Source organism: Paraglaciecola sp. L1A13 (assembly GCF_009796745.1).
Taxonomy (GTDB): Bacteria; Pseudomonadota; Gammaproteobacteria; order Enterobacterales; family Alteromonadaceae; genus Paraglaciecola.
In genome coordinates this window covers 4,764,189-4,790,706 of record NZ_CP047024.1, presented here as the reverse complement: position 1 = coordinate 4,790,706, position 26,518 = coordinate 4,764,189, and the positions used below count along the sequence as shown (strand labels likewise).

Annotated in this window: 22 protein-coding genes and 1 pseudogene; 12 read left to right on the top strand and 11 right to left on the bottom strand. The window is 42.5% G+C overall.

Annotation, left to right across the window (positions count from 1 at the left end):
* The first annotated feature begins 342 nt into the window (after window positions 1-342).
* From GQR89_RS20450 to GQR89_RS20440, 3 genes are all read left to right on the top strand, one after another.
* Entirely contained in the window at window positions 343-1,425 is a 1,083-nt protein-coding gene (locus GQR89_RS20450) for a purine nucleoside permease (protein ID WP_158771933.1), read from the top strand.
* 50 nt (window positions 1,426-1,475) lie between these two features.
* Window positions 1,476-2,897: an adenosine deaminase gene (locus tag GQR89_RS20445; RefSeq protein WP_158771932.1), complete on the top strand. Its 1,422-nt coding sequence runs from the start codon at window positions 1,476-1,478 to the stop codon at window positions 2,895-2,897.
* A 504-nt stretch (window positions 2,898-3,401) separates the two neighbouring features.
* Window positions 3,402-4,043 carry a YIP1 family protein gene (locus GQR89_RS20440; protein WP_158771931.1) on the top strand — a complete coding sequence of 214 codons (642 nt, stop codon included), beginning with the start codon at window positions 3,402-3,404 and terminating at the stop codon, window positions 4,041-4,043.
* Window positions 4,044-4,400: 357 nt separating this feature from the next.
* On the opposite strand, the pseudogene GQR89_RS20435 reads toward GQR89_RS20440, so the two are convergent.
* The 3 genes and pseudogenes from GQR89_RS20435 to GQR89_RS20425 all read right to left on the bottom strand — a co-directional run.
* Window positions 4,401-4,634: pseudogene (locus tag GQR89_RS20435) on the bottom strand (transposase); the annotation flags it as partial.
* A gap of 80 nt (window positions 4,635-4,714) precedes the next feature.
* Window positions 4,715-5,881 (bottom strand): aldo/keto reductase, encoded by a 1,167-nt coding sequence (locus GQR89_RS20430; RefSeq protein WP_158771930.1) that lies wholly within the window; start codon window positions 5,879-5,881, stop codon window positions 4,715-4,717.
* A gap of 550 nt (window positions 5,882-6,431) precedes the next feature.
* The gene (locus GQR89_RS20425) at window positions 6,432-7,415 is read right to left on the bottom strand and encodes a transposase (protein WP_158771929.1); all 984 of its coding nucleotides are present in this window, start codon (window positions 7,413-7,415) and stop codon (window positions 6,432-6,434) included.
* A 582-nt stretch (window positions 7,416-7,997) separates the two neighbouring features.
* On the opposite strand from GQR89_RS20425, the gene GQR89_RS20420 reads away from it, so the two are divergent.
* The 3 genes from GQR89_RS20420 to GQR89_RS20410 all read left to right on the top strand — a co-directional run bounded on the left by GQR89_RS20420 (window position 7,998) and on the right by GQR89_RS20410 (window position 10,631).
* Window positions 7,998-8,327 (top strand): hypothetical protein, encoded by a 330-nt coding sequence (locus tag GQR89_RS20420; RefSeq protein WP_158771928.1) that lies wholly within the window; start codon window positions 7,998-8,000, stop codon window positions 8,325-8,327.
* A 454-nt stretch (window positions 8,328-8,781) separates the two neighbouring features.
* The gene (locus GQR89_RS20415) at window positions 8,782-10,050 is read left to right on the top strand and encodes an MFS transporter (protein WP_158771927.1); all 1,269 of its coding nucleotides are present in this window, start codon (window positions 8,782-8,784) and stop codon (window positions 10,048-10,050) included.
* A gap of 83 nt (window positions 10,051-10,133) precedes the next feature.
* On the top strand, window positions 10,134-10,631 hold the full coding sequence (locus GQR89_RS20410) for a hypothetical protein (protein WP_158771926.1): 498 nt from the start codon (window positions 10,134-10,136) through the stop codon (window positions 10,629-10,631).
* Between the two features lie 2 nt (window positions 10,632-10,633).
* Here GQR89_RS20410 and GQR89_RS20405 read toward each other — a convergent pair whose 3' ends face one another.
* Window positions 10,634-12,349, bottom strand: a complete 1,716-nt coding sequence (locus GQR89_RS20405) for an FAD/NAD(P)-binding protein (protein WP_158771925.1) — start codon at window positions 12,347-12,349, stop codon at window positions 10,634-10,636.
* Window positions 12,350-12,767: 418 nt separating this feature from the next.
* Between GQR89_RS20405 and GQR89_RS20400 the strand changes: the two genes are divergently transcribed.
* On the top strand, window positions 12,768-13,331 hold the full coding sequence (locus GQR89_RS20400; protein WP_158771924.1) for an HdeD family acid-resistance protein: 564 nt from the start codon (window positions 12,768-12,770) through the stop codon (window positions 13,329-13,331).
* A gap of 275 nt (window positions 13,332-13,606) precedes the next feature.
* Window positions 13,607-16,183: a CotH kinase family protein gene (locus GQR89_RS20395; protein ID WP_233269030.1), complete on the top strand. Its 2,577-nt coding sequence runs from the start codon at window positions 13,607-13,609 to the stop codon at window positions 16,181-16,183.
* Window positions 16,184-16,245: 62 nt separating this feature from the next.
* Here GQR89_RS20395 and GQR89_RS20390 read toward each other — a convergent pair whose 3' ends face one another.
* Both GQR89_RS20390 and GQR89_RS20385 read right to left on the bottom strand, forming a co-directional pair.
* Entirely contained in the window at window positions 16,246-17,142 is an 897-nt protein-coding gene (locus tag GQR89_RS20390) for a dienelactone hydrolase family protein (protein WP_158771923.1), read from the bottom strand.
* Between the two features lie 354 nt (window positions 17,143-17,496).
* Window positions 17,497-18,093: a TetR/AcrR family transcriptional regulator gene (locus GQR89_RS20385; protein WP_158771922.1), complete on the bottom strand. Its 597-nt coding sequence runs from the start codon at window positions 18,091-18,093 to the stop codon at window positions 17,497-17,499.
* A 126-nt stretch (window positions 18,094-18,219) separates the two neighbouring features.
* Between GQR89_RS20385 and GQR89_RS20380 the strand changes: the two genes are divergently transcribed.
* The 3 genes from GQR89_RS20380 (at window position 18,220) to GQR89_RS20370 (ending at window position 20,964) form a co-directional block, all read left to right on the top strand.
* Window positions 18,220-18,954, top strand: coding sequence for an SDR family oxidoreductase (locus GQR89_RS20380; protein ID WP_158771921.1), 735 nt, complete (start codon window positions 18,220-18,222; stop codon window positions 18,952-18,954).
* Window positions 18,955-19,152: 198 nt separating this feature from the next.
* Window positions 19,153-19,947 carry a formyl transferase gene (locus tag GQR89_RS20375; RefSeq protein ID WP_158771920.1) on the top strand — a complete coding sequence of 265 codons (795 nt, stop codon included), beginning with the start codon at window positions 19,153-19,155 and terminating at the stop codon, window positions 19,945-19,947.
* A gap of 147 nt (window positions 19,948-20,094) precedes the next feature.
* Window positions 20,095-20,964: an ADP-polyphosphate phosphotransferase gene (locus GQR89_RS20370; protein ID WP_158771919.1), complete on the top strand. Its 870-nt coding sequence runs from the start codon at window positions 20,095-20,097 to the stop codon at window positions 20,962-20,964.
* A 7-nt stretch (window positions 20,965-20,971) separates the two neighbouring features.
* Here the strand turns inward: GQR89_RS20370 and GQR89_RS20365 are convergent, their stop codons facing one another.
* Window positions 20,972-21,994 (bottom strand): patatin-like phospholipase family protein, encoded by a 1,023-nt coding sequence (locus GQR89_RS20365; RefSeq protein ID WP_158771918.1) that lies wholly within the window; start codon window positions 21,992-21,994, stop codon window positions 20,972-20,974.
* A 177-nt stretch (window positions 21,995-22,171) separates the two neighbouring features.
* Window positions 22,172-23,368, bottom strand: coding sequence for an alanine--glyoxylate aminotransferase family protein (locus tag GQR89_RS20360; protein ID WP_158771917.1), 1,197 nt, complete (start codon window positions 23,366-23,368; stop codon window positions 22,172-22,174).
* A 415-nt stretch (window positions 23,369-23,783) separates the two neighbouring features.
* Here GQR89_RS20360 and GQR89_RS20355 point away from each other — a divergent pair, with 415 nt between their 5' ends.
* Window positions 23,784-24,446 (top strand): YitT family protein, encoded by a 663-nt coding sequence (locus tag GQR89_RS20355; protein WP_158771916.1) that lies wholly within the window; start codon window positions 23,784-23,786, stop codon window positions 24,444-24,446.
* On the opposite strand, the gene GQR89_RS20350 is transcribed toward GQR89_RS20355, so the two are convergent.
* The 3 genes from GQR89_RS20350 to GQR89_RS20340 form a co-directional block, all read right to left on the bottom strand.
* Window positions 24,443-24,862 (bottom strand): VOC family protein, encoded by a 420-nt coding sequence (locus GQR89_RS20350; RefSeq protein ID WP_158771915.1) that lies wholly within the window; start codon window positions 24,860-24,862, stop codon window positions 24,443-24,445. The two genes, GQR89_RS20355 and GQR89_RS20350, sit on opposite strands and share 4 nt — an antisense overlap.
* Before the next feature lie 66 nt (window positions 24,863-24,928).
* The gene (locus tag GQR89_RS20345; protein ID WP_158771914.1) at window positions 24,929-26,227 is read right to left on the bottom strand and encodes an adenylosuccinate synthase; all 1,299 of its coding nucleotides are present in this window, start codon (window positions 26,225-26,227) and stop codon (window positions 24,929-24,931) included.
* 81 nt (window positions 26,228-26,308) lie between these two features.
* Window positions 26,309-26,494, bottom strand: coding sequence for a DUF2065 domain-containing protein (locus GQR89_RS20340; protein WP_158771913.1), 186 nt, complete (start codon window positions 26,492-26,494; stop codon window positions 26,309-26,311).
* Between the last annotated feature and the right edge of the window lie 24 nt (window positions 26,495-26,518).

The window sequence follows — 26,518 nt, the reverse complement described above, 5'->3', positions numbered from 1 at the left end:
TAGTTCTCTTCAATAAAGCGTGATGGTCCGATACGGAGTCATCATCCCAAAACCGAATTAAAAAAATCCATACTGCAACGTACTTATTTAATGCACCTAAATAGCGCATTTGCCTCTTGCTGAATCTTATTACCCCTCCCGTTTTCATGTAAACAAGGGAAACCACGCTTTCTTTTCTGTGTGTATTTAATCAGATTTATTCATTGCGGTGCAGTAATGGCGGGTGATTGCTAGGGTTAGGCTGTGACCTTTTTAATATTCGGATCATGGCAATTTTGAAAGGGCATAGTATTTGCTGACCGTTTGGTCAACTTTTGTTAGCCTCTATGGATAAATTCCTTCATGTCGTTTTTAAAACACGCTAGATCTGCCTTTTTTGTTTTGTTATCCCTCAACGCATTTAGCACCCGTGCTGCTGATAGCGTAGCAACTGACATTATCCCCGTTAAAACCGTTGTTGTGACCATGTACGAAGATGGTGAAGCGATGGGTGATGGAGCCGGTGAATTGCAGTTGTGGTTAGAGCGGGGCAACTTTTCAACTCAATTAGACTTTCCGTTGGGGGAGTACGATTTATATCTTAGTGAAGATGGCGTATTGGTCATATGCGTAGGCGGTGGTATTCCCAATGCCACGGCGTCGATTATGGCTCTTGGTCTTGACCCTCGCTTTGACTTAAGCAAATCATATTGGTTAATAGCGGGTATCGCAGGTGGCGACCCTGAAGATGTATCGTTAGGCACGGCTGCTTGGGCTAAGCATATTGTTGATGGTGACTTGATTTATCAAGTGGATTCACGAGAAATACCAAAATCATGGCCTTATGGCATTATTCCATTGGGCGCGACCGAACCTGCTGAAGAGTCAGAAGATATTTCAACGGGATGGACGTTAGACACGGTTTCGTTTGATTTAAACAGTGCGTTAGCTGATTGGGCTTTTGCGCAAACAAAAGATATTAAGCTTGCTGATTCAGACGAAATTAAAGCATTTAGATCCCTATATAAGACTTATCCAAATGCGCAAAAACCGCCCTTTATAACCCAAGGTGATACCTTAAGTGCAAGTAAGTATTGGCATGGCAAGTACCTCAATCAGTGGGCAAATGATTGGTTGAAGTTATACGGTGGTGACTCAGCTAATTTTATGACCAGTAACATGGAAGATTCAGGCACATTAACCTCACTTATGCGTCTAGCCCGTATTAATAAAGTCGACCCTAACCGCGTCATGGTGTTACGCACGGTGAGCAATTATACTATGGCTCCCGCAGATAAGGCGACGAGCTGGAGTATTACCGCTCCTTATCCTGATGGTGGCTTCCCTGCTAAAGACGCAGCTTATATTGTGGGTAATAAGGTCGTGCAAACCATCGTTAATAACTGGGGTAAATACGAAAATACCCTACCTTACGATGCGAACTAGTGTGTTTGTTACAGACTTAAATTAATGATACCCCCCTTGGAGTTTTGGTTATGAGAATGCTTTATTTACTCATCCTTTTATGTGTGAATTCTACGCCTTTTGCACAGGCAAAAACATTTAATGATGAGTTTGAAGCATTCAAAAAGACTGCCTCAGCGCAGGCGCTATATACCTTTTTATATGCCATGCCCAAGGGCGGTGACTTACATAATCATTCAACAGGTTCAAACCTGTCTGAATGGTGGTACGAAGAAGTTCTTGCCCAGCAAGAAAAAGGCTATCGTTACTACACAAAAGTTCAAATTAACAATTGTCGAGCCTATGGCAGCAATGAATTTACCCAAGCGCCGTACCTGTTGTTATTCGTCAATATTCAAGCGTATGAATATGAAAAGCTTGATAGCTGCGAGCAATCTGAATACGTACGCATTCAAGATCTGAACCCTGAGCAAAAAAAGGCTTGGCTAAATAGCATTCGTCTCGATAAAAGCAGCGAAGGCCGTGACGAGTTCTTTCAAACTCATTGGGCGCGCATTAATTCTTTGCTATCTAATCCCTATATGCAGGCCAATTTAATCGTTAAAAACATGCAAGCCTTTGGGGCTGAAGGGTTAACTTACCTTGAAACAGACGCTGGGGTACGCGGCTTTGTGCACCCTGACGGTAGTCCATTTAATAGTGAAGAGGTGTATCAAATTTACCTTGAGCGCTTTGCACAAAAAGATGCCCTTGCCACGGGGGTTACTGTGCGATTGCAGTACGCCTTAGTGCGTTTTATCACCCAAGCAGAAGACGCGCTTAAGTGGATGTATGGCTTTGTGGCTTCGCATTCAGAGCTCTATGTTGGGGTGGACATGGTGGGCCGCGAAGATAACGACAAAGGCCACCCATTACGTTTTTTGCCAACACTGCGCGCGCTTAGGCGTCAGTATCATGGGGTGAATTTATCTATTCACGCTGGGGAGTCAGACGAGCCTAATCATCATATACGTGACACGCTTTTGCTTGGTGCAACGCGCATTGGTCATGGCTTAAATTTAACCGGCGACCCAGACACACTTTTACTGATGCGCTACAGCCAATACCTGATTGAAATCAATCTTATCAGCAATTTGCTGCTGGAATACGTGGATGATTACACGCAGCACCCGTTCCCTGAATATTTACGCTTAGGCATACCTGTCGCGCTGTCAACCGATGATCGCGGCATGTGGGACTCGAACATGACCGATGAATACTACACAGCGGTCACCAATTTCAACTTATCCTGGTCAGAATTAGTGAAAACCGGTGCCAACTCGTTAGCGCATGCATTTGTTGATGAAAAAACTAAGCAGCAGCTTTTAGATGACTACTATCAACGTATTACTGCTTTTGAAAAAGCCTTTAGCGATAAAAAAATGGCGGCGTTTAACAACGTGAAACCCGAAAGTTACTCCTTCGCTTGCAAGCAGTTTAAGGTCTGTCATTAAGCAATCGATATAAGTCGAATGAGTCTTAAGTAAACCCGTCAGGTGTATATTAGGGGTTAATTCATGCGTCGTATGTGTGCCAATTACAGACATGAGCACTCCAATAAGTCCATGGGCCATTACTAGTAAACAGACACTATTGATTAACCGTCAAAACGGCAAACTTGATGATCAAGACTACCTAATCCGCAGGTTTGAGATGAGGATTAAAAAAAGGTGGTTTTTTCATTGTATTCTCTTACGTAAAAACTGTTTTTTTATACAGCCACCGTCTCTCACCCGTATATATGCAAGATCTTGTGTAATGCCCGTATTTCCCCAGAGCAAAAAATAGGCGAATAAAAAACCTTAGCGTTTGCAATAAGTTACCCTCAGTGTTAAAGATAATGGATATAAAACAAACGCAAAGAGCCGTGTTTAAACACGGGCGTTTGCGTCTTGTTAATATTGTTAGGTGCTAAATCACACGTCCAACCTATTGTGTTCTTCAAAGACGGAATTTAAATGACATCTATTTTTAATAAATTGTACAGCCTATATTTTAGACCCTCACAATTCTTTTCAGATACAAACTTACTTCAAAAACGTTGGCTTATCTTTTTAGCTACAGCTTTTTATAGTGTGACTGGTGTCTTTGAAAGGATAGAGCAAAAAGTAATTCGCTACGATATGGTTAATGTACCAGAGTCTAAAGAGGCTCTATTAAATACAATAGTTACTAGTTGGTTTGTATTTTGGTCTGTATCTTTGGTTATTGGTCTTCTCTTTGCGTGGTTAATATGGTGGATCGGCGGTTGGTTTTATAACTTACGAATAAAGTGGTGTGGTGCTGGACAGTTTAATCGAAAACTAGGGCGCTCTATTTACGTCATTTCTAATATGGTATATGCCTTACCTGTTGCTATAGGAATGCTTGTTGTAACTCTTTGTTATAAAGATTATTTAAGCTTTTATAGTGAAGATTATATACTATCAATTGTAGTTATGGTTTCTGTTTTTTGGTCTTTAATCGCCAGTTATAAAGCTGTAACTACAAATTTCAAAGTTAAAAAGTGGTTAGCTATATGGTGGTTTATTGCTGCTCCAATAATAGTAAATATAATTATTTTGTGCTTTTATGTTTTTGCTTCTTTATATGTAAAATAAAGAAGCACCTAACAAGAAATTAAACAAGGACAAAAAACAGTTGGCTTTTTGTTCACTTCGTTCACTTATTTTAGCCAACAATTTTTTGCCAGTTAATTAGGCGTTAGGCGACAAATATGACTACCAAAGACGATTACATCGAATTACACAGACACCCATTTTACAATCACAGAACATAAATCGTCCTGGTTGTTTTTAGTTAGCAGAAATTATTCTCGAGAAGAGTTAACGTAGATTAATCTGGGCTATGGAGGATGTTTTTTAAATATTGTTTGTTAGCAGAGGAGTAAAGTGAGTTTCATGCACGAGTCAGCGACACAATATGTTATGCATGGGATGTGCTATGAAAAAACAGATTTAGACGTGATTTAACAGCTCTTTAGCTTTAGTCATTCCGCGTAACCTTTGATGGTGTGTATGACGCTTAAACGCATTCATCATTTGCTTAGCGCCAGCGGCGTAGCAGAAGTGCTTCTCGAACTCAGTGGTCAGGGTTAACCACTGACCACTATCTAATCCTAATCTTTCTAGAATTGGGCTTTGAGTATTATAAATATAGCCAGCTTTGTCATCACGAATACAGCGACCTGACTCAATAAATAATATAAAAGCGAGTAATAGCAGCGTACCCAGTAAGCTTAAAGGGCACGCTTTAGCAGTAATATTTGCCTTTAGGTAGGAATCGGCGCGTTTTGGGCGATTAGATCGTTTGATTTTAAATCACTCCAAAATGCATCTGGAATTTTAACTTTCATTGAAGCAACATTCGCTTCTATTTGCTGGGCTGTTCGTGCGCCAGGTATAATAGCTGAAACGGTTGAGGGGGCTTCTGCAAATTGCAGTGCAGCGGTTTTCATATCAATTCCATGTTTAGCTGCAATTTCACTCATTGCTACGTATTTTTGTTGCATTGGCAGAGGAATTTTAGGCGAGTAGTTAAATCGATCACGACCTGCTAAAAAACCACCATTAAGAGGGGCACCAATAACAGCCGATATGCCGTGTTTATCTAACATTGGGAATGTTTTATCTAATGCTTGTTTATGATCCAAAATAGAATATTGAAGCGCTAATAGGCAAATGTCTGGATCAGACATATCAATTGCTTTGTATATTGCATCAGGGGTATTAATCCCAAAACCCCATCCTTTAATTATTCCCTCGTCACGCATTTTAGTTAGTTCAGGAATAGCGCCCTTGGCGGCTTGATCAAAGTATTTTAACCAGTCTTCACCCATGTCACTGTTTTGAGGTGATAAGTCATGAATATATACAATATCAAGCGAGGCAACACCTATTCGTTGTAAGGTGTCTTCAATAGAGCGACGGGTTCCCGAAGCGGAATAGTCGTACTTGTAATGAAATGGGGAATGATCAGCCCAATGCCAGCTGTTTTCTAATGGCTCGGCTGATGGGGTGAGTAGGCGTCCAACTTTAGATGATAATACATAGTCTTCGCGATTTTTATTACGAAGTAAGTCGCCAAAACGTCTTTCGCTTAGGCTCAAGCCATAAAATGGCGATGTATCAAAATGCCTAATTCCAGAATCCCATGCGGCATGTAACATTTGAAGAATTTCTTCATCGGGTGAAATTGTATTAAAACCGTTACCTGCTGCAAGTCCTCCTAAACCCATTCTGGATTTAGGGCGGTAATGTTTACTGCCGCTAACATCATTAGTGGGCAGTAATGCATCTTCATCAATGGGACCTCTGGTTTGCATTACTTTTCCAGATGACATTTTTACTTTTAATTGTTGTGCTAACGTTGGTGCGCTCAACATTGAGCCAATACCAAATGCTGCACCAGCTTTTATAAAACTCCTACGTGATACCATGTTACTTATCTCCATTAGTGATTTTAAATGCTTGTTTTTTACACTAATTTAGTTGCACTGTTAGTTCAACTTTTGATGCGGTGAATTAACCCTTTTGTGCGATAAGATATAGATGGATATTATAAAGTGAAATTATTTATTAATTTTAATAATCTTTTTATTTTTTAATGTATTAGCGTAAGTAAAATGAAGTTGTGAAAATTGTAAGCTCAATAATTGCTAACTGAATCTGCGGTGAATTTTCTGATGTTTTTTTGCGGTATACACAGTTTTCTTTAGTCTTATTTAATTTGAATATGATTTGATAAAAAGAGGTTTAAATTTATAAAAATCAGCTTACATAGACACCCATTTTAAAATCACAGAACATAAATCGTCCTGGTTGTTTTTAGTTAGCAGAAATTATTCTCGAGAAGAGTTAACGTAGATTAATCTGGGCTATGGAGGATGTTTTTTAAATATTGTTTGTTATCAGAGGAGTAAAGTGAGTTTCATGCATGAGTCAGCGACACAATATGTTATGCATGGGATGTGCTATGAAAAAACAGATTTAGGCGCGCTTTAACAGCTCTTTAGCTTTAGTCATTCCACGTAATCTTTGATGGTGTGTATGACGCTTAAACGCATTCATCATTTGCTCAGCGCCAGCGGCGTAGCAGAAGTGCTTCTCGAACTCAGTGGTCAGGGTTAACCACTGAACACTATCTAATCCTAATCTTTCTAGAATTGGGCTTTGAGTATTATCAATATAGCCAGCTTTGTCATCACGAATACAGCGACCTGTAGTATCTAAAAGCTCACAATAGTCTTTAAGTGAAAAAGGAATACCTTTGGGCATTTTTTCACGAGGATTACCCACAAAGGGCATTAAAACGCACGGTTGTGACTGTTGATTTTTAGTGTCGTGAATACGTTTTTTGATACTGGTGTGCTTTGATGTTTCAGGTGTTTTTTCGGTTTTCGCGCGTATGGGGTTTAAATCCACATAGGCCATACAAGCTAACACGGCACTTTCATCTAGTAGTGCTTGTGATTTAAATCTACCCTCCCAGAAACGACCAGTGCAACCGTCCTCTTTATTGGCTTCACGGGCAATGTATTCATTCAAGTCACGCATAAACCAGCTTATTTCGTACAGGCGTTTTCTATATGTTTTTACGGTCTCATCAAAGGTGATTAGCTCTCCTTGGCTCAGCGTATCACCATTCATAAATTTCTGAGTCAGCAGTGTCCCCTTATGAAGTCGATGATAACGCCTCAACACTTCATCGGTATCCCAGTTACAAGCCAACGTTTTATCAACGCACAACACTATATGTGTATGATTATTCATGACTGCATAGGCACAGATGCCTATGGAGAATATCGTAGATAAAAACAATAAACGTTCTTCTACCCAGCCACGGCGGTGCTCGTAACTCTGGCCGGAATACTTATCAATCCCACACAAGAAAGAGCGGCGAACACACCGGGAAACGCAGTGATAGTAAGGCGTATCAACTAAACTAATTTGGCTTTTTCGAGGCTGAGGCATAACCGCTTACCTGACAAAAAATGAGAGACCTAAAAAGTCTAGTTCAGCCCTGAAAATTGACCATTTTTATTATGGATGTCACTTTAAAGCTCTGTTACGCTCATTTTTGTGTATGTCGCGTAGCTCTATTTTACACAAAAACGCTCTCTGCAATATTTGCAGGTGAGCTTGGCGTTAGGTAACAAATAGTATATTTAATTATGAGTGAAGGATTACAAGGAATTATTATCCTGATATCAATATCGTTTCTGTGCTCTGTCATTTCGCACTGGCAATTAAAAAATTTCAAATTTGCGATTGGGGCGGCTACTTTAGTTTCAATTTCACTTTTTCAATTGGTAAACTATTTCCACCTTGGTTATCTTGATCCGTTCATTATTATCGCTTTAATAACATCTTCTTTTTTTGCTTTAATCATCGCAATTTTAGTCGGTTGTCCGTTTTATTTTGTCAGACGAAAGAGGTCTGTATAAAGTATGTTTTTTTACAAAAACATAATGGCGGGTATTTTACTTGCTGGCCTTCGGCCAAAAGCGCTCCTAAAATACTCATACGTTAAGCGTTAAATACTAAGGAAAGCGCGTGACTCTATTAGCAGCAATTTTTATGCTTACCTTTGTCATTGGCGTGATTAAATATGGCATCGAATTGAGGAAAATTAGGACTTACATTAAGGAAAATGACCCAGCTCTATTCAAATCGTATAGCCTAGATGCTGTTAGTCTGCTTCTTGGTACGGATGATGTAGATTGGAACTTTCAGAAGTTCATATTTAAAAGACAATATGGTCAAACTGGTAATGCTGAATTTGTTTGCATGTGTAACAACGCTCGCAAATTAGGCTTACTCGCATACTCAGCCGGTCTTGGAGTTCTATTAACTATGGTCGCCGCTAATGTGTTTGGTAGTTAACAAGTTGCCTAAATTCGCCGCAAAAAGCGCGGCGGGGGAAAATATTCACTGGGCAAAGCCCAGCAAGGTTCGCATTTGCCCTTTGGCAAAGCGTTAAAACCACATAACCCCAATAACTGCCTCTCACCCAAAGACGCCCATCATGTGAGGCTGATTTCTTAACGTAAACCGTTCAACGCCCCCTCCCCAGAGTTAGTCTAAAAAAAATTTAATTGCGGGGCCGGCCACGTCACACTCCATCCAGTTTATATTCACCCTTGTTGTGCATTAATCAACGGGCTAACGGATTGTTATTGGGGTAAGTTCAAATTCATTCTGGACTTCATATGCTGAAACCACCACTATGTGGATCTTCAATATTTCAACGCTCTCAACTTTGCTTTAGCTTGTTTGAGTCAGTGTTTGTACCTGTCACTGTCGGTGGCTTAAGATAAATTTCGAATTGGATCGTGCTATGCCGACCTTATTAAAGTCCATGTTTTCTTTGTTGTTTTCTGCTGCCATTTTACTTGTGGGGCATGGCTTGCAGCTCACCGTTGTGCCGCTTTACGCTATTAGCTTAGGGTGGGAGGCTGATTTAATAGGCTATATCGGCTCAAGCTATTTCCTCGGTTTTGTCTTGGGTTGCTTGACGGTTCCGCGCCTTGTGGCAAGGGTTGGTCACATTAGGGTGTTTACGGTACTCATTGCGTTGTTTACCTCGTCCTTGTTATTTATCGGTTTGGTGGATAATTTCGTGCTTTGGTTGGTGGCTCGCTGCCTAATTGGCTGGGGCATTGCGGGCATTTATATGGTGATCGAAAGTTGGCTTAACGATAAAACATCCGTTGAATACAGAGGCAGTGTGCTTTCTGTGTATACCGTGATCTCGCTTTCAGCTATCTGCGTGGGGCAGTTATTGGTTGGCTTTGATCTTGGTTACGCCGGTTTATTTATGTTGGCGGCTGCTTTACTGGTATTGGGTATTGTACCTGTTGGCTTAACTAGGCGAGCTGCTCCGCAGCCCATACCTGCAGTTAGCTTCAGCTTTAGGCGTTTATTTGCTGTATCGCAAGTGGCCATGGTGGGAGCGTTTTTTGGTGGGCTAGTGACCGGTGGTTTTTGGGCGTTAGGGCCAGTGATAGCGGATGCCAATCAGTTGAGTGCAGGGCAAGTAGGTGTGTTTATGGCGGTGACTATATTGGGCGGCACGGCATTGCAATTGCCCGTTGGCCGTTTATCTGACCGTATAGACAGGCGCTACGTGATAACCGGTTTGGCCGTTATTGCCGTATTAACCAGTATTGCAGCCATTATGCTTGATAGCCGCACGCCTGAAGTAATTTATGTGACCATGTTTTTGTTAGGTGGTTTGAGCTTCCCGCTATATTCTTTGTGCCTAGCTCATGCAAATGACAACACTGATCTGTCTATTATGGAGGTAGGTAGTGGTGTGTTAATGATGAATAGCGTTGGCAGTATTCTTGGGCCACTTATTGTTTCGTTTTTGTTGGGGTATACCCATATGGCACTGTTTATGGTGTCGGGTGTGGCGCTGTCGATTTTGGCTTGCTGGACGTTATACCGTATTCGCTTCCACGATGTGGCCAGAGAGCATTATGAGCCGTTTGTAAATATGCGAAGTACTACCCAGGAAGTCGTCGAGATGGGCCTTGAAAATGAAGATGAAGATGAATCGGACACGACAGAAGATAACTTAAAGGCTCAAACAGCGAACAAGTAACATTGTAGTCGCTGGTCTTTACACTTTAATATAGTTGACGGTTAATTTTTCACGCTTATAGGTAACGGTTGAGGGATAGAAAGATGCGATTATGGACAGTGTTGTTGGTACTTTTTATAGCAGGTTGCAGTAGTACTTCATCAACTCAGGGCAGTAACTCTTCACTAACCCAACCTGTGCAAGTTGATGCAGCCAGCGATAAGACCGACACCATGACGTATCGCGGTTTAGCCGCTGCACTTTATCCAAAAACGTTAGAGACCGTGGGTGTGTTCAAAGTAAAAGCTACAGGAGACATAATAGGGCGTGTGTTTTTAAATACTGAGTATGATTACCGCGACCCAAGAAATATCACTGTGGTGATCCCGCCTAAGCTGGCTGCTGAATTTGAGCAGAAACACAAAACGTCACCCAAAACTTATTTTTTAAATAAACAGATTTTTGTTAAAGGTGAGTTGGCGCAAGTCAAAATTTGGTTTGCCTTTAACGGTAAGCGCAGCAGCAAATATTACTACCAAACCCATATCCGTATCGCTTCATTAGATGATATACGACTGCTGAGCAAGAATGAATCTAGTTAGCGTCATTGGGACACTTCTTCACAGAGCTTATCCACGATAATGTTTGAAACCTGATCGCAAAAATCAAAACCGGAATAATCAGGGTTAAAACCGCTGATAAACGGCACCGCCATTACAAAATATCGATTGCTCGGTGAGCCATCCGCCAATATTGGCTGAAAGTAATCGTTGATCGCTAATCCCTTTAAGGTGAGGTAGTAGTGCTCATCACTGCCTAGGTTTACATTCTTATTACCTTTTGCTAATTCCTCTTCCCCTTGTTGTTTATCTTTAAATCTTACTTTCGCGGGCAATACTGGCTCATGGCTAAACATGGACTTAAATGGAAATGCATCATTCTCCAGGTGTTGCTGGCCTGTACAATCCACAAACGTTGCATAGCTTTGTGTTATTGGCTGATGACTTTCATTTTGATAATGGTAGTCGAATTGGTTATCCCCGTGGACTTGCAGATAACTGTCACGATCAACGGGAATAACCTGAAGTACACCACAATGATGTAGGGCCAAAAGTTGCTCTGCAGACGATTGGGGCACGTTCGCTATCATAAGGCCAATTAAGGGCAGCAACACACTATGTAAGCGGGTCATATCCTCGGCAGATAAATATTTTGCTGGGTGATTAAGGGTGAAACTGAGCAGCGCCAGTACTTCTTTCCATTGTAAGGAGTTTTCATTTTTAATTGACTGCTCGGCCTGCAAATATTCTATTTTAAAGAGTGTAAAAGGCTCGAAGGCTTTCCTTGATTCAAGCATCCATTGCGCGAAACTCTCAAGGTTTTTATCGACAATTTTTTCATAAAAAAGTGGGTCTTTTTGCTGCAATACCAATTTGAAATTATGTTCAAACATAAAATCGAGACTCAAAAATCCGTCATTTTCAGCCATGTGCTGGGCTATCTGTTGCTGCGTCAGCATGCCATCGTCTGAAACCAACGGGTCGTCTAAATGAAAGCGAATATTGGGTAACAAACCATTTAGTGAATGCATAACAATCTTAAAATTGGGCACATCGTTATCTACCTTATAACGGAGTTGCCCTTGGTCTTCGTAAAATTGTCCATTTGCTGTGCTAAGTGAACGAATGGCATCAATGGCGGTTAATGAACTGCCTTTTAAGGCTACGGGATGATTATATTTTTTGCTTAATTTTGCGGGTGGGTAAGGAGAGTCATAGTAGCCAGCTACCTTTGCTTCTTGCTGTTTTGGCCAAACATGGCCCGTGCAAATAATCACTTTATCAAAGCCTTTCACACTTTTATTTGCTAGCTGCACATCGCTGGTATTGTCATTTTTAGCGGATGTTATATCCACCACCTCACTGTTGAGATGTACATGAGTGGTTAACCCTTTTTCGGCGCATTCATCGAGCAAAGCGCTAAATTGTTGCTCTAAATAAAGACCAAATAATAGCCTAGGAACCACATGTTTAGCATGCAATGTTGTTTTATCGATACCATAGTTAGCGAGCATTTTATGACTTTGTTTACCTAGCCATTCTTCTAACGTTTCGTCGAAAGGTGAGAGTTCATCGGATGACACGTTAGTAATGTGTTCAAGAGATGCGCCCTGGGCACTGTAGGGCATACCTTTTCCCAGAGACGCATTGCGTTCAAATATATCGAGTGCAAATATTTGCGGCTGTGAGCACAATAATTTTCTAACGATCGTGAGCGCACTGGGCCCGCCGCCAATCAACGCAATACGTAATTTGTTCATATGACCCGCTTTATGGAATGAGGTGCTAAACGTTCAACTACCTAAGCAGATGTTATGCCTATTATATTTTTGACCTAGGTGTAAATAATACACCTGTAAACATACGCACTGTAGGGATACTGAGCAGGGTATTCTGGCAAATACTTTCTGGATGTTCCGATTGGATATCGCGCTCGGGGGCTAGTTTTTTCTTGTTCTGAGAAATAATTACACGCGTTTTTGCGATTCCATACATAAAGCGAGGTGAGAAGTAGATAGTCACTTAAGCATAATGACGGGATAACTTACCGGATCGCTGTGAACAGTGCGCGGAGAAGAATTGCGCAGTTTGAAAAACTGACCATTTTACGCCATGTAGCATTCAATACCGTGGTATTTTGAGAGCTTGATTATTACCTGACAAAAGAAGGCAAACGTTGTGAGCGCGAAAAAAGAGCAAATGAACATCAAATTTAACGAATTTATGCAACTGCACGTTAAGGCTATACGCAATACAGGTATTATCTTAGTGGTACTGGGTTTTATCGCCCTACTTTTGCCTATAGCTGCGACACTTGCCATTGAATTAATGCTCGGTTGGTTAATCATGCTCGGGGGCGTAACGCAAATTTTGCACGCTTTTCGTAGCAAAGGCGTCAGTCGCTTTTGGTGGGAGATCGGGATTGGTGTGCTTTATTGTTGTATTGCCTTGATGTTATTAGTTAACCCTATGCAAGGGGCCGTCACTATTACGGTGCTACTGACCATTTTATTTTTGATTGAAGGTATATTCAAAATTATGCTGGCAATACAGCAGTGGTCAACATCGACTTCTTTGTGGTTGCTTTTTAGCGGCCTAATATCTGTCGCGTTAGGGCTCATTATTTTATCGGATATATCTGGCAATGCTAGTTGGGTATTGGGTTTGATGGTAGGGATAAATTTTGTATTTGCAGGATGGGCATTGATCCGTCAAGCCAGCTATTTTAATTCTGACAAATAAGCCAATATGCTCTGTTAATCCCAAATAACAGAGCAAAGCCCCCTTGCTAACTAACTGGCTTTGAGGATTGCTATTACATTTGTGCCTGCGCGGTAGCCGCGTTCCTTTAATACTCTTTGATAACTTCTGTTTGTGGGCTCCTTAGTGGATTGCTTGCACGAAAGGGGGTCTCAGGGCATCTGCGTTAAATCTCCTTATTTACTGCACGGTTACTACCCACTTATTTGTTAGGTTTCGCTCATTGATTTTATAATTTTGATTGCGGAGATATTTTCATGACCCGATCCAGCATATATCAGCTTTTAGTGGTTTTAATGATAACTGCCTCGTTAAGCGCGTGTGGTTCTTCTGATTCGTCCTCTGATAGCACCGAGAGTGAGATTATTGTTGATGATAGCGACACTGATGAGAGCACGTCGCTGGCATTGGTTGTGAATGAAATTGTCGCTGCAGCAACAGATGATGGCAATGATTGGATTGAGCTCTACGCGAATACAGATATTGCCGACCTGTCTATTTACTCGCTGGTAGATGATAGTGCCGATCACGCCCTTCAAGCCCTGCCGGAAATAGCCTTGTCTGCTGGCGAATTTATAGTTATTCAAGCCATCGATGAAAGTGATACGCCCCCTGATGACGGATACTATGTGACTTTTAAATTGGGCGGCGATGACGCGGTTTATCTGTATGAGAGCGATACGCTGATCAGCCAATTAGATTGGCAAGACGGTGAGGCCGAAGAAGGCTATAGCTATGGTCTGTATGTTGATGGCACGGGTAGTGCGCAAACCATGTTACCCACTCAAGGTACGGCCAATGAAGAGTTGACTGAAGATGTAGTGGTAACGGATACCATTATTAACAACGATGCCCAGCTGCGTATTAATGAAGTTGTTGCTAAAGACGCTGATGATGGATACGACTGGATTGAGTTTTACGCCTCAGGCGACGACGCTGTTTTCTTAGGGGATTATTCCGTTAGTGACGAAGGGGGGGAGTTATTCTCATTGCCTGATGTAACCATTGCCGCGGGGGAATTCTACCGAGTGTATGCCACTACTGATGAACTAGACGATTTTGCTACAGTTGGCTTTAAACTGGGCTCATCTGATGAAGTCAGCTTGTTTCTTGATACAGATTTAATTGACCAGCTTAGCTGGGATAGTGGCGAGGCGCTAATCGGGTTTAGTTATGGTCGATATCCAGATGGCAGCGATGCAACGGCTACTCTCGCGGCTACGCCTGTGGCAGCCAACAGTTCAGCCAGTCATGGTCCACTAGTCATCAACGAAGTCGTGGCCTCGGCTGAAGATGACGGCAATGATTGGTTTGAGCTATATAACAACAGCGCCAGCGCTATCCTGCTGAGTGATTATCAGGTGCTTGATAGCAGTGATGATATCGACCCTGTCACCTTGCCTGAGGTTACCCTTGAAGCGGGTGGATATATTGTAATCTATGCCACCGACGAAGACCCTGGCAGTGACTATGTGCCCTTTAAGCTAGGTAAAGAGGACGAACTGAGCTTAATCAAAAATGACGAGACAGTCGATTATTTAGAGTGGCAAGAAAGCGATGTTTCACAAGGATACAGCTATGGCCTTTCAACGGACGGAAGTTGGGCGATCAACACGCTGGCTGTCACACAGGGGACGGCCAATCAACTGCCTGATATCTACGCCAAAGATGTAGTGGAGTCTATTTATTTTGAAATCGACGAAGATCAATGGCAAGACTTACTCGATAATGCCTTAGATGAAGAATATCACATTACATCGGTTACTTTTAAAGGCGTAACGCTGGATGAAGTAGCAATACGCACTAAGGGTAATTCAAGCCTGCAATCTGTTTACCAATCGAATAGCGAACGCTTTAGTTTTAATATAGATGTGAATGAATACGTGAGCGGCCAGAAGCTATTGGGCATGAAGAAGTTTGTGCTCAATAATATGTACAACGACCCATCTTATATGCGCGAGTATATAGCCTACGAATTGATGGACGAAATGGGCGTGGCGGCGCCTGATCATAGCTACGTTAATGTCTATGTGAATGGCGAGTTGAAAGGACTGTATTTGCTGGTGGAGTTTGTCAATGAGCAGTTTCTTGCTAAGCATTTCAGTAATACTAATGGCGATTTATACAAACCTGATGGCACCGGTAGCGATTTACAATATATAGATGACAACTTTTCGAGTTACAGCGGTGTTGAATTAAAGACTAACGAAGACAGTTCAGACAACGGCGCATTTATGGACTTCGTTTATGACATGGAATACAGCGATGGTTTAAGTGTGATTGACCAAGATTCTGTGTTGCGTTATTTATCGGTTAGCGTGTCGTTATCGAACCTTGATAGTTATCACGGCTCGCTTGCCCATAACTATTATATCTATGATCAAGATAACGTATTTACTATGTTGCCTTGGGATTTAAACGAGTCGTTCGGTTCCTTTAGTCAAGGATGCAACAGTGCTGATATTCGCGAATTGTATATCGATGAGCCCACTGACGGAGCGCTTGCCGATAAACCCCTAGTGGCGCTTGCATTAGCCAGCAGTGATAACCTAGATACGTACCATGCTTACTTAAATCAACTCATTGATGGACCACTCTCTAGCAGTGCATTTGCTGAGCGAGTAGCAGATATAGATACACTTATTGGTGAACATGTGGCTAATGATCCGACCGCTTTTTACTCATTTTCTGAATATGAGCAAAATCAAACCACCACAGTGGGGAGCTTTTACGGATTAACATCGTTCATCAATTATCGAGTAGAAAACATGACACAGCAGCTAAATGGCACTATCGCATCAGCAGGCAACGGAAATGGTTTCTGTAGTCGTTAGTTAAGTTACTTACACAATGTATTAAAGGGCTGGGCAAGTATTATATGTCCAGCCCTTTTTATTTAGCTGTTAAGCAGATTAGCCTTAAAGAAAGCGACGGTGCGAGACCATGCTAACTCCGCTGCCTTTGGGTCATAGCGGCTGGTAGAGTCGTTATGAAAACCATGTTGGGTGCCGGGATAAATATGCGCTTCGTAGTCCACGCCATTGGCTTTTAATGTGCTTTCGTATGCTGGCCAACTTGCATTTACTCGGCTGTCGTTTTCAGCGAAATTAAGCAATAGTGGTCCTTTGACCTGACTCACTAAGTTTTCGGCGGCGGGAGTACCATAAAACGGCACCGCTGCATTAATTACGTCGGGTATTTTAGCGGCTAAAAAATTACTGATGTAACCCCCAAAACAAAAACCGACCACACCTAATTTATCAGTTGTTTTCTCGTGCTGCTTAATAAAATTGGCAGCAGCGATAAAGTCATTTTCTATCTTTTGGCGATCCATACTACGCTGCATTTCTTTGCCTTTCTCATCATTACCAGGATATCCACCAAGGGGAAATAAAGCATCGGGGGCAAAGGCGATAAAACCTTGTTTGGCTAACCTGCGGGCCACGTCTTTTATATAAGGGTTTAAGCCGCGGTTTTCGTGCACCACCAAAACCGCAGGGACGGCTTTTGATATATTGCTGGGCAAAACTAGGTAACCTTGGCCTTCGCCGTAACCATCCGGCGACGGGAATTTTTGGTAGCTGGCGGTTATGGCTTCATCATTAAAGGACACCTGTTCAGCCAACGCATAATTAGGCGTCAGTGCGCCGCTTAGGGTGCCAATGCTTAACCCTGCCACCGACAAAGATGCTAAGCGTGACATAAAGGTACGTCTGTCCATATCACCATGGGCATATTCGTCATACCAATCAAAGGCTTGCTGGGGGATTTGCTTGGGGTCAATATGTGACATGGTGTTTCTCCTGATAGTTGATAATGCGCTGGTTTAAAGTGCCAAGATTGAATATTGATCATTTGATTAATATTCAATCAAATCAATTTACTATCTGCTGATATGCTTGAGAATTCAATAGTTATACAACGCTAGCCTTGGGATAACTGTTTTGAAATGTAACAAATCAGAGTGAGATAAACGATAAGAGTGAAACTAAAAGGCTGGTTTGTCTTTTAACGCAAAGGGTTTATTCAATCGACACCTAATGAGAATCGATTGCTGCGAAAAGACTGAAGATGTGTTTATTCACGCTTGGTAAAAATGCACGGAAGCGTGCCTATTAAGTCAAAATGACAGCCATTTTGACTGTTACTAAGATAAGCCTATACCACGAAGACTGTGCTCGATGACCGTTTTCAATTCACTTAATGGGACACCTGCTCGAGCCATAGAGGCTGTACCTCTGAGGGTAGTAGCGATACATAATGCGATACTCTCTGCGCGGGTATTTAACCCAAGTTTAATCGCTTGTGGGTCATCAGTGAAGATATCAACTAACGCGTCCTGAATTTTTTGACTCGCCTGATTCAGTAAATTGCTCGGCAACTCAGGCATATCGCCACTGGCAATCTCTCCTTGGCATAAAAATATGAAACATCCTTTAGGATCTTCAGCGGTACACTGCTCGCTTACCACTGATGTCATGTAATTTTTAATACGCTGTGCTAACGGAATGCCTTCTTGCTGTAAATGCACAAAATGAGGTTGGGCATTTTTCTCAATATATCTCTGGGTCGCCTTTAGAAACAACGCTTCTTTGTTGCCAAAGGTGCGATACATACTGGGTTTGTTGATCCCCATGCTTTGGGTTAGCTCCGCTAGCGATGCACCCGCGTAGCCCTTTTTCCAGAACACGCCCATAGCCGACTCAAGTGCTTTTTCATCATCAAAAGTACGTTTACCACTCATCTCTATGAACCTCGTAAAAATCAATTTAGAAATGTATTTGACGTATGTTACCGATCGGTATAAGATTAATCAACGTTACCGATCGGTACAACTTAAAATACTTTAAACCTTAATAGGAGCAAAATAATGAGCGACGCAATAAAAGACAAAGTAGCACTAGTCACAGGCGCCAATCGTGGTATTGGTAAAGCAATAGTAGATTCACTAATCGAAAATGGCGCGACGAAGGTTTATTTAGCGGTACGCAACCCTGAATCAACCAAAGAAATCGAAGCGCAATACGGCGACAAGGTTGTTACATTAGCTGCTGATGTTGCAGATACAGCATCTATTCAAGGTTTAGCTAAGCAAGCCACCGACGTGGATATTTTGGTTAACAACGCCGGTATTATGCATGTGACTTCACCCTTGGCTGAAAACGCAGAAGAATCTTTGATGGAACAAATCAATGTGAATGTGTTTGGTTTGATGCGCGTAGCCAATGCTTTTGCTGAAACATTAGAACGTAATAAAGGCGTATTGGTGCAATTGAACTCTATCGCATCGATTAAAGCCTTCGGCGATATTGCTACGTACTGCGCATCTAAAGCGGCATCATATTCGATTACCCAAGGCTTAAAAGACAAATGGGCTGACAAGGGCATTCGTGTATTGAGCGTACACCCAGGGCCAATTGGCACCGAGATGGGTGATTCAGCAGGTTTTGAAGGTGCACCAGGTGCAACCGTGGTTTCAGAAGCGATTATTACTGCGCTAAATAATGGCGATTTCCACTCGTTCCCTGATCCAGTGGCGAAGCAGCTCGAAGCGGCTTATCAAAGCTACTCAGATGCGATCATCACCAGTGACTTATCTTTATAAGGTTTAGCGTAAGTTCGCGTTAGTCATCACAGCAGCGCGGTTCTGGGTTTTACACTCAGCTCCGTGTTGTTGGTAATGTATTCTAGACCCCTTCTTTTTGATTTTTATCTCTTTTCATATTTGCTGCTAAAGCCAATTTTCTTTCTATTGAATAAATGGTTTACTCATTGTCATTGCAGTAATAAAGAAGTGATATGAATGAACATCGTTATCTTAGCCAACCGAGATCTCGCCAGTAACTACGCGCTGAATTTACTACTTCCGCAGCTGTCACAGCACAGTGTCAGCTTATTTTTATCTGCAAAAGTGGGTGGTAATAGCAGTAAACCTGCTGAACTCGTTACCCTTAGCTTTTTTGAACAAACGTTATTAAACCAATTACTGTCACCATTGTTTGAAAAATTACCCAGCCATAAAGGGTTTATGAGTTTTGCGCAAATGAACCGTATATTGGTACAACCTGTTGAAGAGCTCAATGCAATCAATAGCCCTCAAGGCCTAGCAAAAATAAGTGCTTTACAGCCCGAATTAATATTATCTATTCGTTATGGCTGTATTTTAAAGCAAGACATATTGAGCTTACCCCGCCTTGGTGTATTGAATTTACACTCGGGTTTGTTGCCAGATTATCGTGGCGTTATGGCCACATTTTGGGCGATGTTAAATTCGGAGAAGAAAATCGGCACTACTTTACATTTCATCGATGATGCAAATATCGACACTGGGCGAATTGTCGCCCAATCACATCTTGAGGTTGAACCTGACAAGTCCTATTTATGGCATGTTTTACAACTGTATGTTGAGGGCATCAATGTGCTGAGCGAGGCAGTATCAACCTTAGCCTTAGGTGAAAGTTTATCGCTGCGGAAACAGAGCGGCGGTCAATATTTTTCATTTCCAAAGGCGCAGGACCTGACAAAGTTTAAAGACCAAGGGTTCAGTTTGGTTAATGAGGATGAGCTAGTGACGTTTATTCATAAGCATTACTGCTAGGCTGATCAATGGGATCATCTCTGGATTACATGCTAGATTATTCGTGAATGCAGTTTACATTCGCGCATGAATTGACACAGCACATATTCCGAGACCAGTTTACGGCTATAGTGGATGTTATTCTCGTTACGAAAAAGAAGGGAAAATATGAAAATTAACCCAGCAGATTTTAAAGCCAAGCACGGTGAGTCGTGTAATTTAACGCAACGACCCACAGCTATCGGCCCCTTATATACGTCAAAAGCGCACTATAAACAAAAACTAAAAAAGCAAATTGGAAAGATGAGTGACCAGCAGCGTTTGCTGTATGCATCTAACGAGCATTCAGTGCTAATCATTTTTCAGGCGATGGACGCAGCGGGAAAAGATAGCTCAATTCGCCATGTTATGTCAGGTATTAATCCCCAAGGCTGTCAAGTACACAGTTTTAAACACCCCAGTCAAAATGAGTTAGAGCACGACTTTTTATGGCGCTCGAATGTCGCATTGCCTGAGCGGGGACGTATCGGTATTTTCAACCGCTCTTATTATGAGGAAGTACTTATTTCTCGGGTGCATCCAGAAATACTGCATAGTCAAAATATTCCTGATGAAGCTCTGCACCTAAAGGACATTTGGAAAGAGCGATTTCGTTCGATCAACGATTTAGAGCAGCATTTACACCGCAACGGTACTCGCGTGATTAAGTTTTTCTTACATTTGTCAGAAGAAGAGCAGCGTAAGCGGTTTTTGGCACGGATCGACAACCCAGATAAAAATTGGAAGTTTACCGACGCAGATATTCAAGAGCGGCAGTTTTGGCCACAGTATATGCAAGCCTACGAGGAATGTATTAATGAGACCTCCAGTAAAGAGGCACCTTGGTATGTTATCCCGGCGGATGATAAACGTAATGCCCGTTTAATTATTGCTAAAACAATAGTTGAGACGTTTGCGTCATTAAATATGCATTATCCGGAAGTAGACGAGGCGCGCAAACAAGAATTACAACGTTTACGCACGCAGTTGGCAGAATAATGTATTGTTATCCTGGCTGATAAGGTATGGGTTTGCCGGTCTCTGGGTCGATTCGATCGAGAGAAGGGCCGCTGTAACTATCGTTCAACAAGTCGACTACAGCATCACCATACTGTTTAAACCAAAAGTCTCCCATGCCTTTAAGGCGTTTAATATTGGTTTGGCTGATATCGTCTAGCGCATCATCCGGTGCCTTGTCGAACCCTGGCTGGGCGCGCATTTCCGCATTTACTCTTATATAGCTACCCGGTGGCGAGATGGTAATTGCTTGATAACCAACTACTTTTTCGTCTGCTAGCACATCAATAATGCATCCTTTGAGCATCCATTGCAGGGCTCCCCAGTTGCGCGAGTCAGGCCCATTAATTTTGCGCGTGCGGGTGCCTGTGCCAACTGACAGCACACGCCTTTTGTTGTCAGGCCACAAGCGACAGGCCTCCGCAATAGCGCACATGGTGGGGTTGTTAGCTATTACGCCACCATCGACCATCCATGCCTGCTCATTGTCTGGTGGAAGCAGCATATCTCGGGTCGGGAAGTGCGTGGGCGCTGCACTTGACGCATCCGCGACTTGATACGAGAGTAAATTCTGAAATTCGCTGCGGGTTGATTTAATAACGTAAGGGCGACGTTGTTCAATGCCATAAGCAACTGCCAATACATGCTTGCCCTCTGGTACATCTTTAATTTTGGCTTGGCCTAAGTACTTCTTAAGCATTGCGGTTTTGCCTTTGGCCTCATATTTAGGAGCATTTAGGCCATCTATTTCTAGAAAACCTCGGTTCTCAATAAATATTTTTTTAGCGTTGGGGTAGCTATACAGTTTATTAATATCCTGAATATCCATGTCGGTCGTGGCCAACGCTAAAGCAATTAGGCTGCCTGTGCTTGTGCCCGCATAAAAGTCGACACAATCTCTTAATGATTTTTGATGCGTACTTTGCAGGGCTTTTTCGACGTGCGTTAAAAATTGGGTAGTGGCTGCACCGCGAATACCGCCGCCATCTAATGAAAGTATGAGCTTAGACATACGCTTCTCCTGTGATTTCTGATTAGTCCGTTGTAACCCAAGGGAAATACAGCACGATGACAGCTAGGCAATGGCTATCCCTGTTGGTTATTTAAGCATAAACGATGAAAAAAAAGATACGTATTTAAATGGCATACAAAGCGCGGATTTATCACTTTGTATGCCTATGACAAGTTTCTAGCGCATATTATCGAGGGTGCTTTCTAGCGCAGACATACCAGTGGGTAAATCTACTTTGTGACCTAAGTCGATAAACGCAGAGCCTAAAGCGTGAATGGTTCTAAACAAGTTATGCGTACGGCACTGTTCGCCCATTTGACCTATGCGTACAATATTGGGCCCAAAAGAGCCGGATATTTCGACGCGATAGCGATTAGACATGGTCTTAAGTAACTCTTTGCCGATCACGTTTTCGGGTAGACGGATCCCGACGACTGAATTAAGACGCGCGTGCGGCGGTACATATAACGTCAACCCCATACCCTCAATCGCTGCTTGTAAAGACCTGGAGCACCTTTGATGGCGTGCGAAACGTATTGGCAGGGTTTCGATGCACACTAAGCGTAATGCTTCATGAATGGCTAATATGCCAGAAACGGGAGCGGTGTAGTGATACGACTTTTTATACCAAAACTGGTACGCCAGTTTAGCATCTAGGCACCAGTGGCGAAGTTGATCGGTGCGAGACTCAATAAACGCCCACGCTTTTTCAGAAAATCCCACTAAAGATACACCAGGAATACACGACAAGCCTTTTTGACCACCTGTTATCACCGCGTCAATGCCCCAATCATCCATTGCCAATTCCATGGTGCTTAACGTGCAAACTGCATCGACAATGACCATGCAGTCATGCTTCTTGGCGATTCTACAAATTTCTGCCAATTCAGCATTATGTACCGTGTTCGAGGTTTCCCCTTGCACTATTGTCATCACGTTTGGCTGGGTCCGAATGATGTGCTGCTCGATTAACTCGGCGCTAGCGGTTTGTCGCTCATCTACGACCACTTTTATGACATCAGCTTGTAAACGGTCAGCCATTTCTGCCAATCGACTACTAAAAAAACCATTGCAGATACTGAGTACTTTGTCGCCTGGGCGCACTAAGTTTGCCACTGCCATTTCCATAGCCGCAGAGCCTGGTCCGGCTACACCGAGGATCAGACCATTTTCAGTTTGGAAAACATAGCGAGACATCACTTTTACTTGTTCGATAATTTGCGCCATAGTGTCGCCAAGGTGGTTTATCACTATGCCGTTCGCCGCTGCAACTTTGGCCGGGATAGGTACCGGGCCTGCACCCATCATCAATAATGGTTCATCGGGTAAAATATTATCTAGTGAAATAATTCCTTGTGGCACACAAATCGACACTGGGTCTCCTGAGTCTTTCGACGGCTTTAAAAAAAAGGGTCACTAGCATATCGCCAAGCAGCATTCACGCATAGTGCAAAATTGAAACAATTAAATTTTAATAGTGAGCTTGTTAGTAAAATTATATCTTGCTCAAAGGTACATCCATAAAACACATTTTTTACCACCATAGGTGTATGGCGTTACCCCTTTTACTTATGTCTAAATCACGTTGTAATCTATGCTGAACTTGAAGTAGATTTACAATAAATATCATGTATTTACTTCGCATTAACTTAACCCGTAATTCCACTGGTAAGCTTGCATTATTACTGTACAATCCCGCCCCTCGAAAATTTCGAACTGTTTAAAATATGCACAATTTAAGGCTCGTAAGCGATCACTTTTATTTGGCTAATATAGGAGCAAAAAAGGCATGCATTCTTCTACTCATCGATTTTATGAAGACGTATTAGCAATATTAAGCGGGACGGTTTTTGTTAGCTTAGGGCTGGCGATATTCAAAACATTGGGTTTACTCATCGGCGGCACGGCCGGTATCGCATTGTTATTAAGTCAGTTTGTACCGCTAAAATTTGGCTTATTATTTTTTTTGATTAACTTGCCGTTTTATTATTTTGCTCTGAAGCAACTAGGCTGGCGCTTCACCATTAATACCTTTGTGACGATTACGTTAGTGTCATTATTGGTAGAGAACATGGACCAGTTTATTTCACTTAATAATATTCAGCCTATTTTTGGGGCAGTAGTTGGCGGCATGTTGATTGGCATGGGCATGCTGATATTGTTTAGGCACAAGTCGAGTTTAGGTGGACTGGGAATACTGGCGTTCTATTTACAGGGTAGCCGTGGGATCCGTGCTGGTACGTTTCAATTGGTGGTGGATAGTTTGATTGTCGTAGGTGCGCTATTTATTATGAGCCCAATACTATTGGCTATCTCACTTTTAGGTATGGTGACCACTAACATCATTTTAGCGGTCAATCACAAACCAGGTCGATACCATAGCAATTACGCCGAAACAATGGCTGAATTGACCGTTGAATCGATAGCAGAACCAGTTAAAACAAACGATTAGCTGGCAAAAAGCTGGTCCATATCGTTAAAGGCTTTAAACTCTAAAGCGTTACCACATGGGTCTAGTAAAAACATAGTGGCTTGCTCGCCAGGCTGGCCTTTAAAACGCACATAAGGTGCAATCACGAACTCAATTTCTGCCGCTTGCAGGCGATTAGCTAAGCGTTGCCAGTCATGCATTTTCAGTACAACGCCAAAATGTGGCACAGGAACGGCTTTATCATCCACGTTGTTTGGAGCAGGCCGGCTCGGCATAGCTGCCACTAAATGCGTGACTAATTGATGACCAAAGAAATTCCAATCTATCCACTGTTCAGATGAACGGCCTTGTTCACAGCCAAGTAAATCAGCATAAAATCCTCGACTTGCGCTCAAACTGGTAACCGGAATTGCTAGGTGAAACGGCATAACTGACATGGTTGGTCTCCTTCGGGTATAAAAAAAGCCGCTTAAAAGCGGCTTTCAGAATACAGCAATTGCGTATTACACTTCAAACGGATGACGTAAAACGATAGTTTCGTTACGATCAGGACCAGTAGAAATAATATCAATTGGTACGCCCGTTAATTGTTCTAGGCGTTTAACGTAGTTCTTCGCTGCTTGTGGCAAATCTGCATACTCAGTTACGCCGAATGAGTTTTCACTCCAACCTGGCATTTCTTCGTAAACAGGGGTGATTAGGTCGTAATCATCCGCTGCCATAGGAGGAACATCTTTAACCGTGCCATCAGCATGCTTGTAGCCAATGCAGATGCTTAAGGTTTCTAAACCATCGAGTACGTCGAGTTTTGTTAAGCAAAACCCTGTAATCGAATTGATTTGCACAGCACGCTTCATTGCCACTGCATCGAACCAACCAGTGCGGCGTTTACGGCCTGTGGTTGCGCCGAATTCGTGGCCTTTTATACCTAAATGCTGACCGACATCACAATCTAATTCCGTAGGGAAGGGGCCAGAGCCAACGCGAGTTGTGTAGGCCTTAACAATACCCAAAACGTAATCTAGGTGAAGAGGACCAAAACCTGAACCAGTCGCAACGCCACCAACAGTGGTGTTACTTGAGGTCACATAGGGATAAGTACCGTGGTCAATATCAAGCAAGGTGCCTTGAGCGCCCTCAAACATAATGGCATCGCCGCGTAAACGAGCGCGATCCAATACGTCAGTGACATCTACTACCATGGCTTTTAGTACATCAGCGACAGCCAATGCATCAGCAAGTGTTTTCTCATAGCTTACCGGCTCAACTTTATAATAGTTGGTCAGCATAAAGTTATGATATTCAAGTACTTCTTTTAGCTTGATAGCGAAATCTGTTGGGTTGAATAAGTCACCAACGCGTAAGCCACGACGAGAGACTTTGTCTTCGTAAGCAGGACCGATACCACGACCAGTGGTGCCGATTGGCTTATCGCCTCGGGCTTTTTCGCGTGCCAAGTCGAGTTCAACGTGAAATGGAAGAATAAGTGGACACGCCTCACTGATACGCAAGCGCTCTTTGACCGGAACGCCGCGTTCCTCAAGCATTGCTGTTTCTTTTAGCAATGCCTCAGGGCTCAGCACGACGCCGTTGCCGATAACACAGGTTACGTTTTCACGTAAAATACCAGAAGGTATGAGGTGCAAAACGGTTTTCTCGCCGTCAATTACCAGTGTATGCCCTGCGTTGTGTCCACCTTGATAACGTACTACGTAAGTAGCTTTATCAGTTAAAAGATCTACAACCTTACCTTTACCCTCGTCACCCCATTGGGTTCCGAGTACCACTACATTTTTAGCCATGGATTAGAGAAGTGTCAGAAAATTAGGCGGGGATCCTATCAAATTTCACGCGCCATCTGAATAACTAAATTCGGTTAATTTTTAAAGTAAGAAAAACAGACTCACTAAACCGATAGTGACCAGCACTCCACCAACGCTACGTAGTTGATTTGCAGGCTGTTCTACCATTTGTTGTAGGTAATTGCGCCATTTGTTGGGGAATAACATAGGGCCAAGGCCTTCGATGATTAACACTAATGCACCGGCGATAAGTAGGGTATGCAGCATAAAAACGCTCTAAAACGAAACAAG

Excerpts from the sequence above, each read along its gene's own strand:
- GQR89_RS20445 (WP_158771932.1), top strand. The coding sequence starts at position 1,476 with ATGAGAATGCTTTATTTACTCATCCTTTTATGTGTGAATTCTACGCCT.
- GQR89_RS20385 (WP_158771922.1), bottom strand. The coding sequence starts at position 18,093 with ATGAGTGGTAAACGTACTTTTGATGATGAAAAAGCACTTGAGTCGGCT.
- GQR89_RS20380 (WP_158771921.1), top strand. The coding sequence starts at position 18,220 with ATGAGCGACGCAATAAAAGACAAAGTAGCACTAGTCACAGGCGCCAAT.
- GQR89_RS20405 (WP_158771925.1), bottom strand. The coding sequence starts at position 12,349 with ATGAACAAATTACGTATTGCGTTGATTGGCGGCGGGCCCAGTGCGCTC.
- GQR89_RS20370 (WP_158771919.1), top strand. The coding sequence starts at position 20,095 with ATGAAAATTAACCCAGCAGATTTTAAAGCCAAGCACGGTGAGTCGTGT.
- GQR89_RS20440 (WP_158771931.1), top strand. The coding sequence starts at position 3,402 with ATGACATCTATTTTTAATAAATTGTACAGCCTATATTTTAGACCCTCA.
- GQR89_RS20430 (WP_158771930.1), bottom strand. The coding sequence starts at position 5,881 with ATGGTATCACGTAGGAGTTTTATAAAAGCTGGTGCAGCATTTGGTATT.
- GQR89_RS20375 (WP_158771920.1), top strand. The coding sequence starts at position 19,153 with ATGAACATCGTTATCTTAGCCAACCGAGATCTCGCCAGTAACTACGCG.
- GQR89_RS20350 (WP_158771915.1), bottom strand. The coding sequence starts at position 24,862 with ATGTCAGTTATGCCGTTTCACCTAGCAATTCCGGTTACCAGTTTGAGC.
- GQR89_RS20450 (WP_158771933.1), top strand. The coding sequence starts at position 343 with ATGTCGTTTTTAAAACACGCTAGATCTGCCTTTTTTGTTTTGTTATCC.
- GQR89_RS20425 (WP_158771929.1), bottom strand. The coding sequence starts at position 7,415 with ATGCCTCAGCCTCGAAAAAGCCAAATTAGTTTAGTTGATACGCCTTAC.
- GQR89_RS20345 (WP_158771914.1), bottom strand. The coding sequence starts at position 26,227 with ATGGCTAAAAATGTAGTGGTACTCGGAACCCAATGGGGTGACGAGGGT.
- GQR89_RS20395 (WP_233269030.1), top strand. The coding sequence starts at position 13,607 with ATGACCCGATCCAGCATATATCAGCTTTTAGTGGTTTTAATGATAACT.
- GQR89_RS20355 (WP_158771916.1), top strand. The coding sequence starts at position 23,784 with ATGCATTCTTCTACTCATCGATTTTATGAAGACGTATTAGCAATATTA.
- GQR89_RS20365 (WP_158771918.1), bottom strand. The coding sequence starts at position 21,994 with ATGTCTAAGCTCATACTTTCATTAGATGGCGGCGGTATTCGCGGTGCA.
- GQR89_RS20390 (WP_158771923.1), bottom strand. The coding sequence starts at position 17,142 with ATGTCACATATTGACCCCAAGCAAATCCCCCAGCAAGCCTTTGATTGG.
- GQR89_RS20340 (WP_158771913.1), bottom strand. The coding sequence starts at position 26,494 with ATGCTGCATACCCTACTTATCGCCGGTGCATTAGTGTTAATCATCGAA.
- GQR89_RS20410 (WP_158771926.1), top strand. The coding sequence starts at position 10,134 with ATGCGATTATGGACAGTGTTGTTGGTACTTTTTATAGCAGGTTGCAGT.
- GQR89_RS20415 (WP_158771927.1), top strand. The coding sequence starts at position 8,782 with ATGCCGACCTTATTAAAGTCCATGTTTTCTTTGTTGTTTTCTGCTGCC.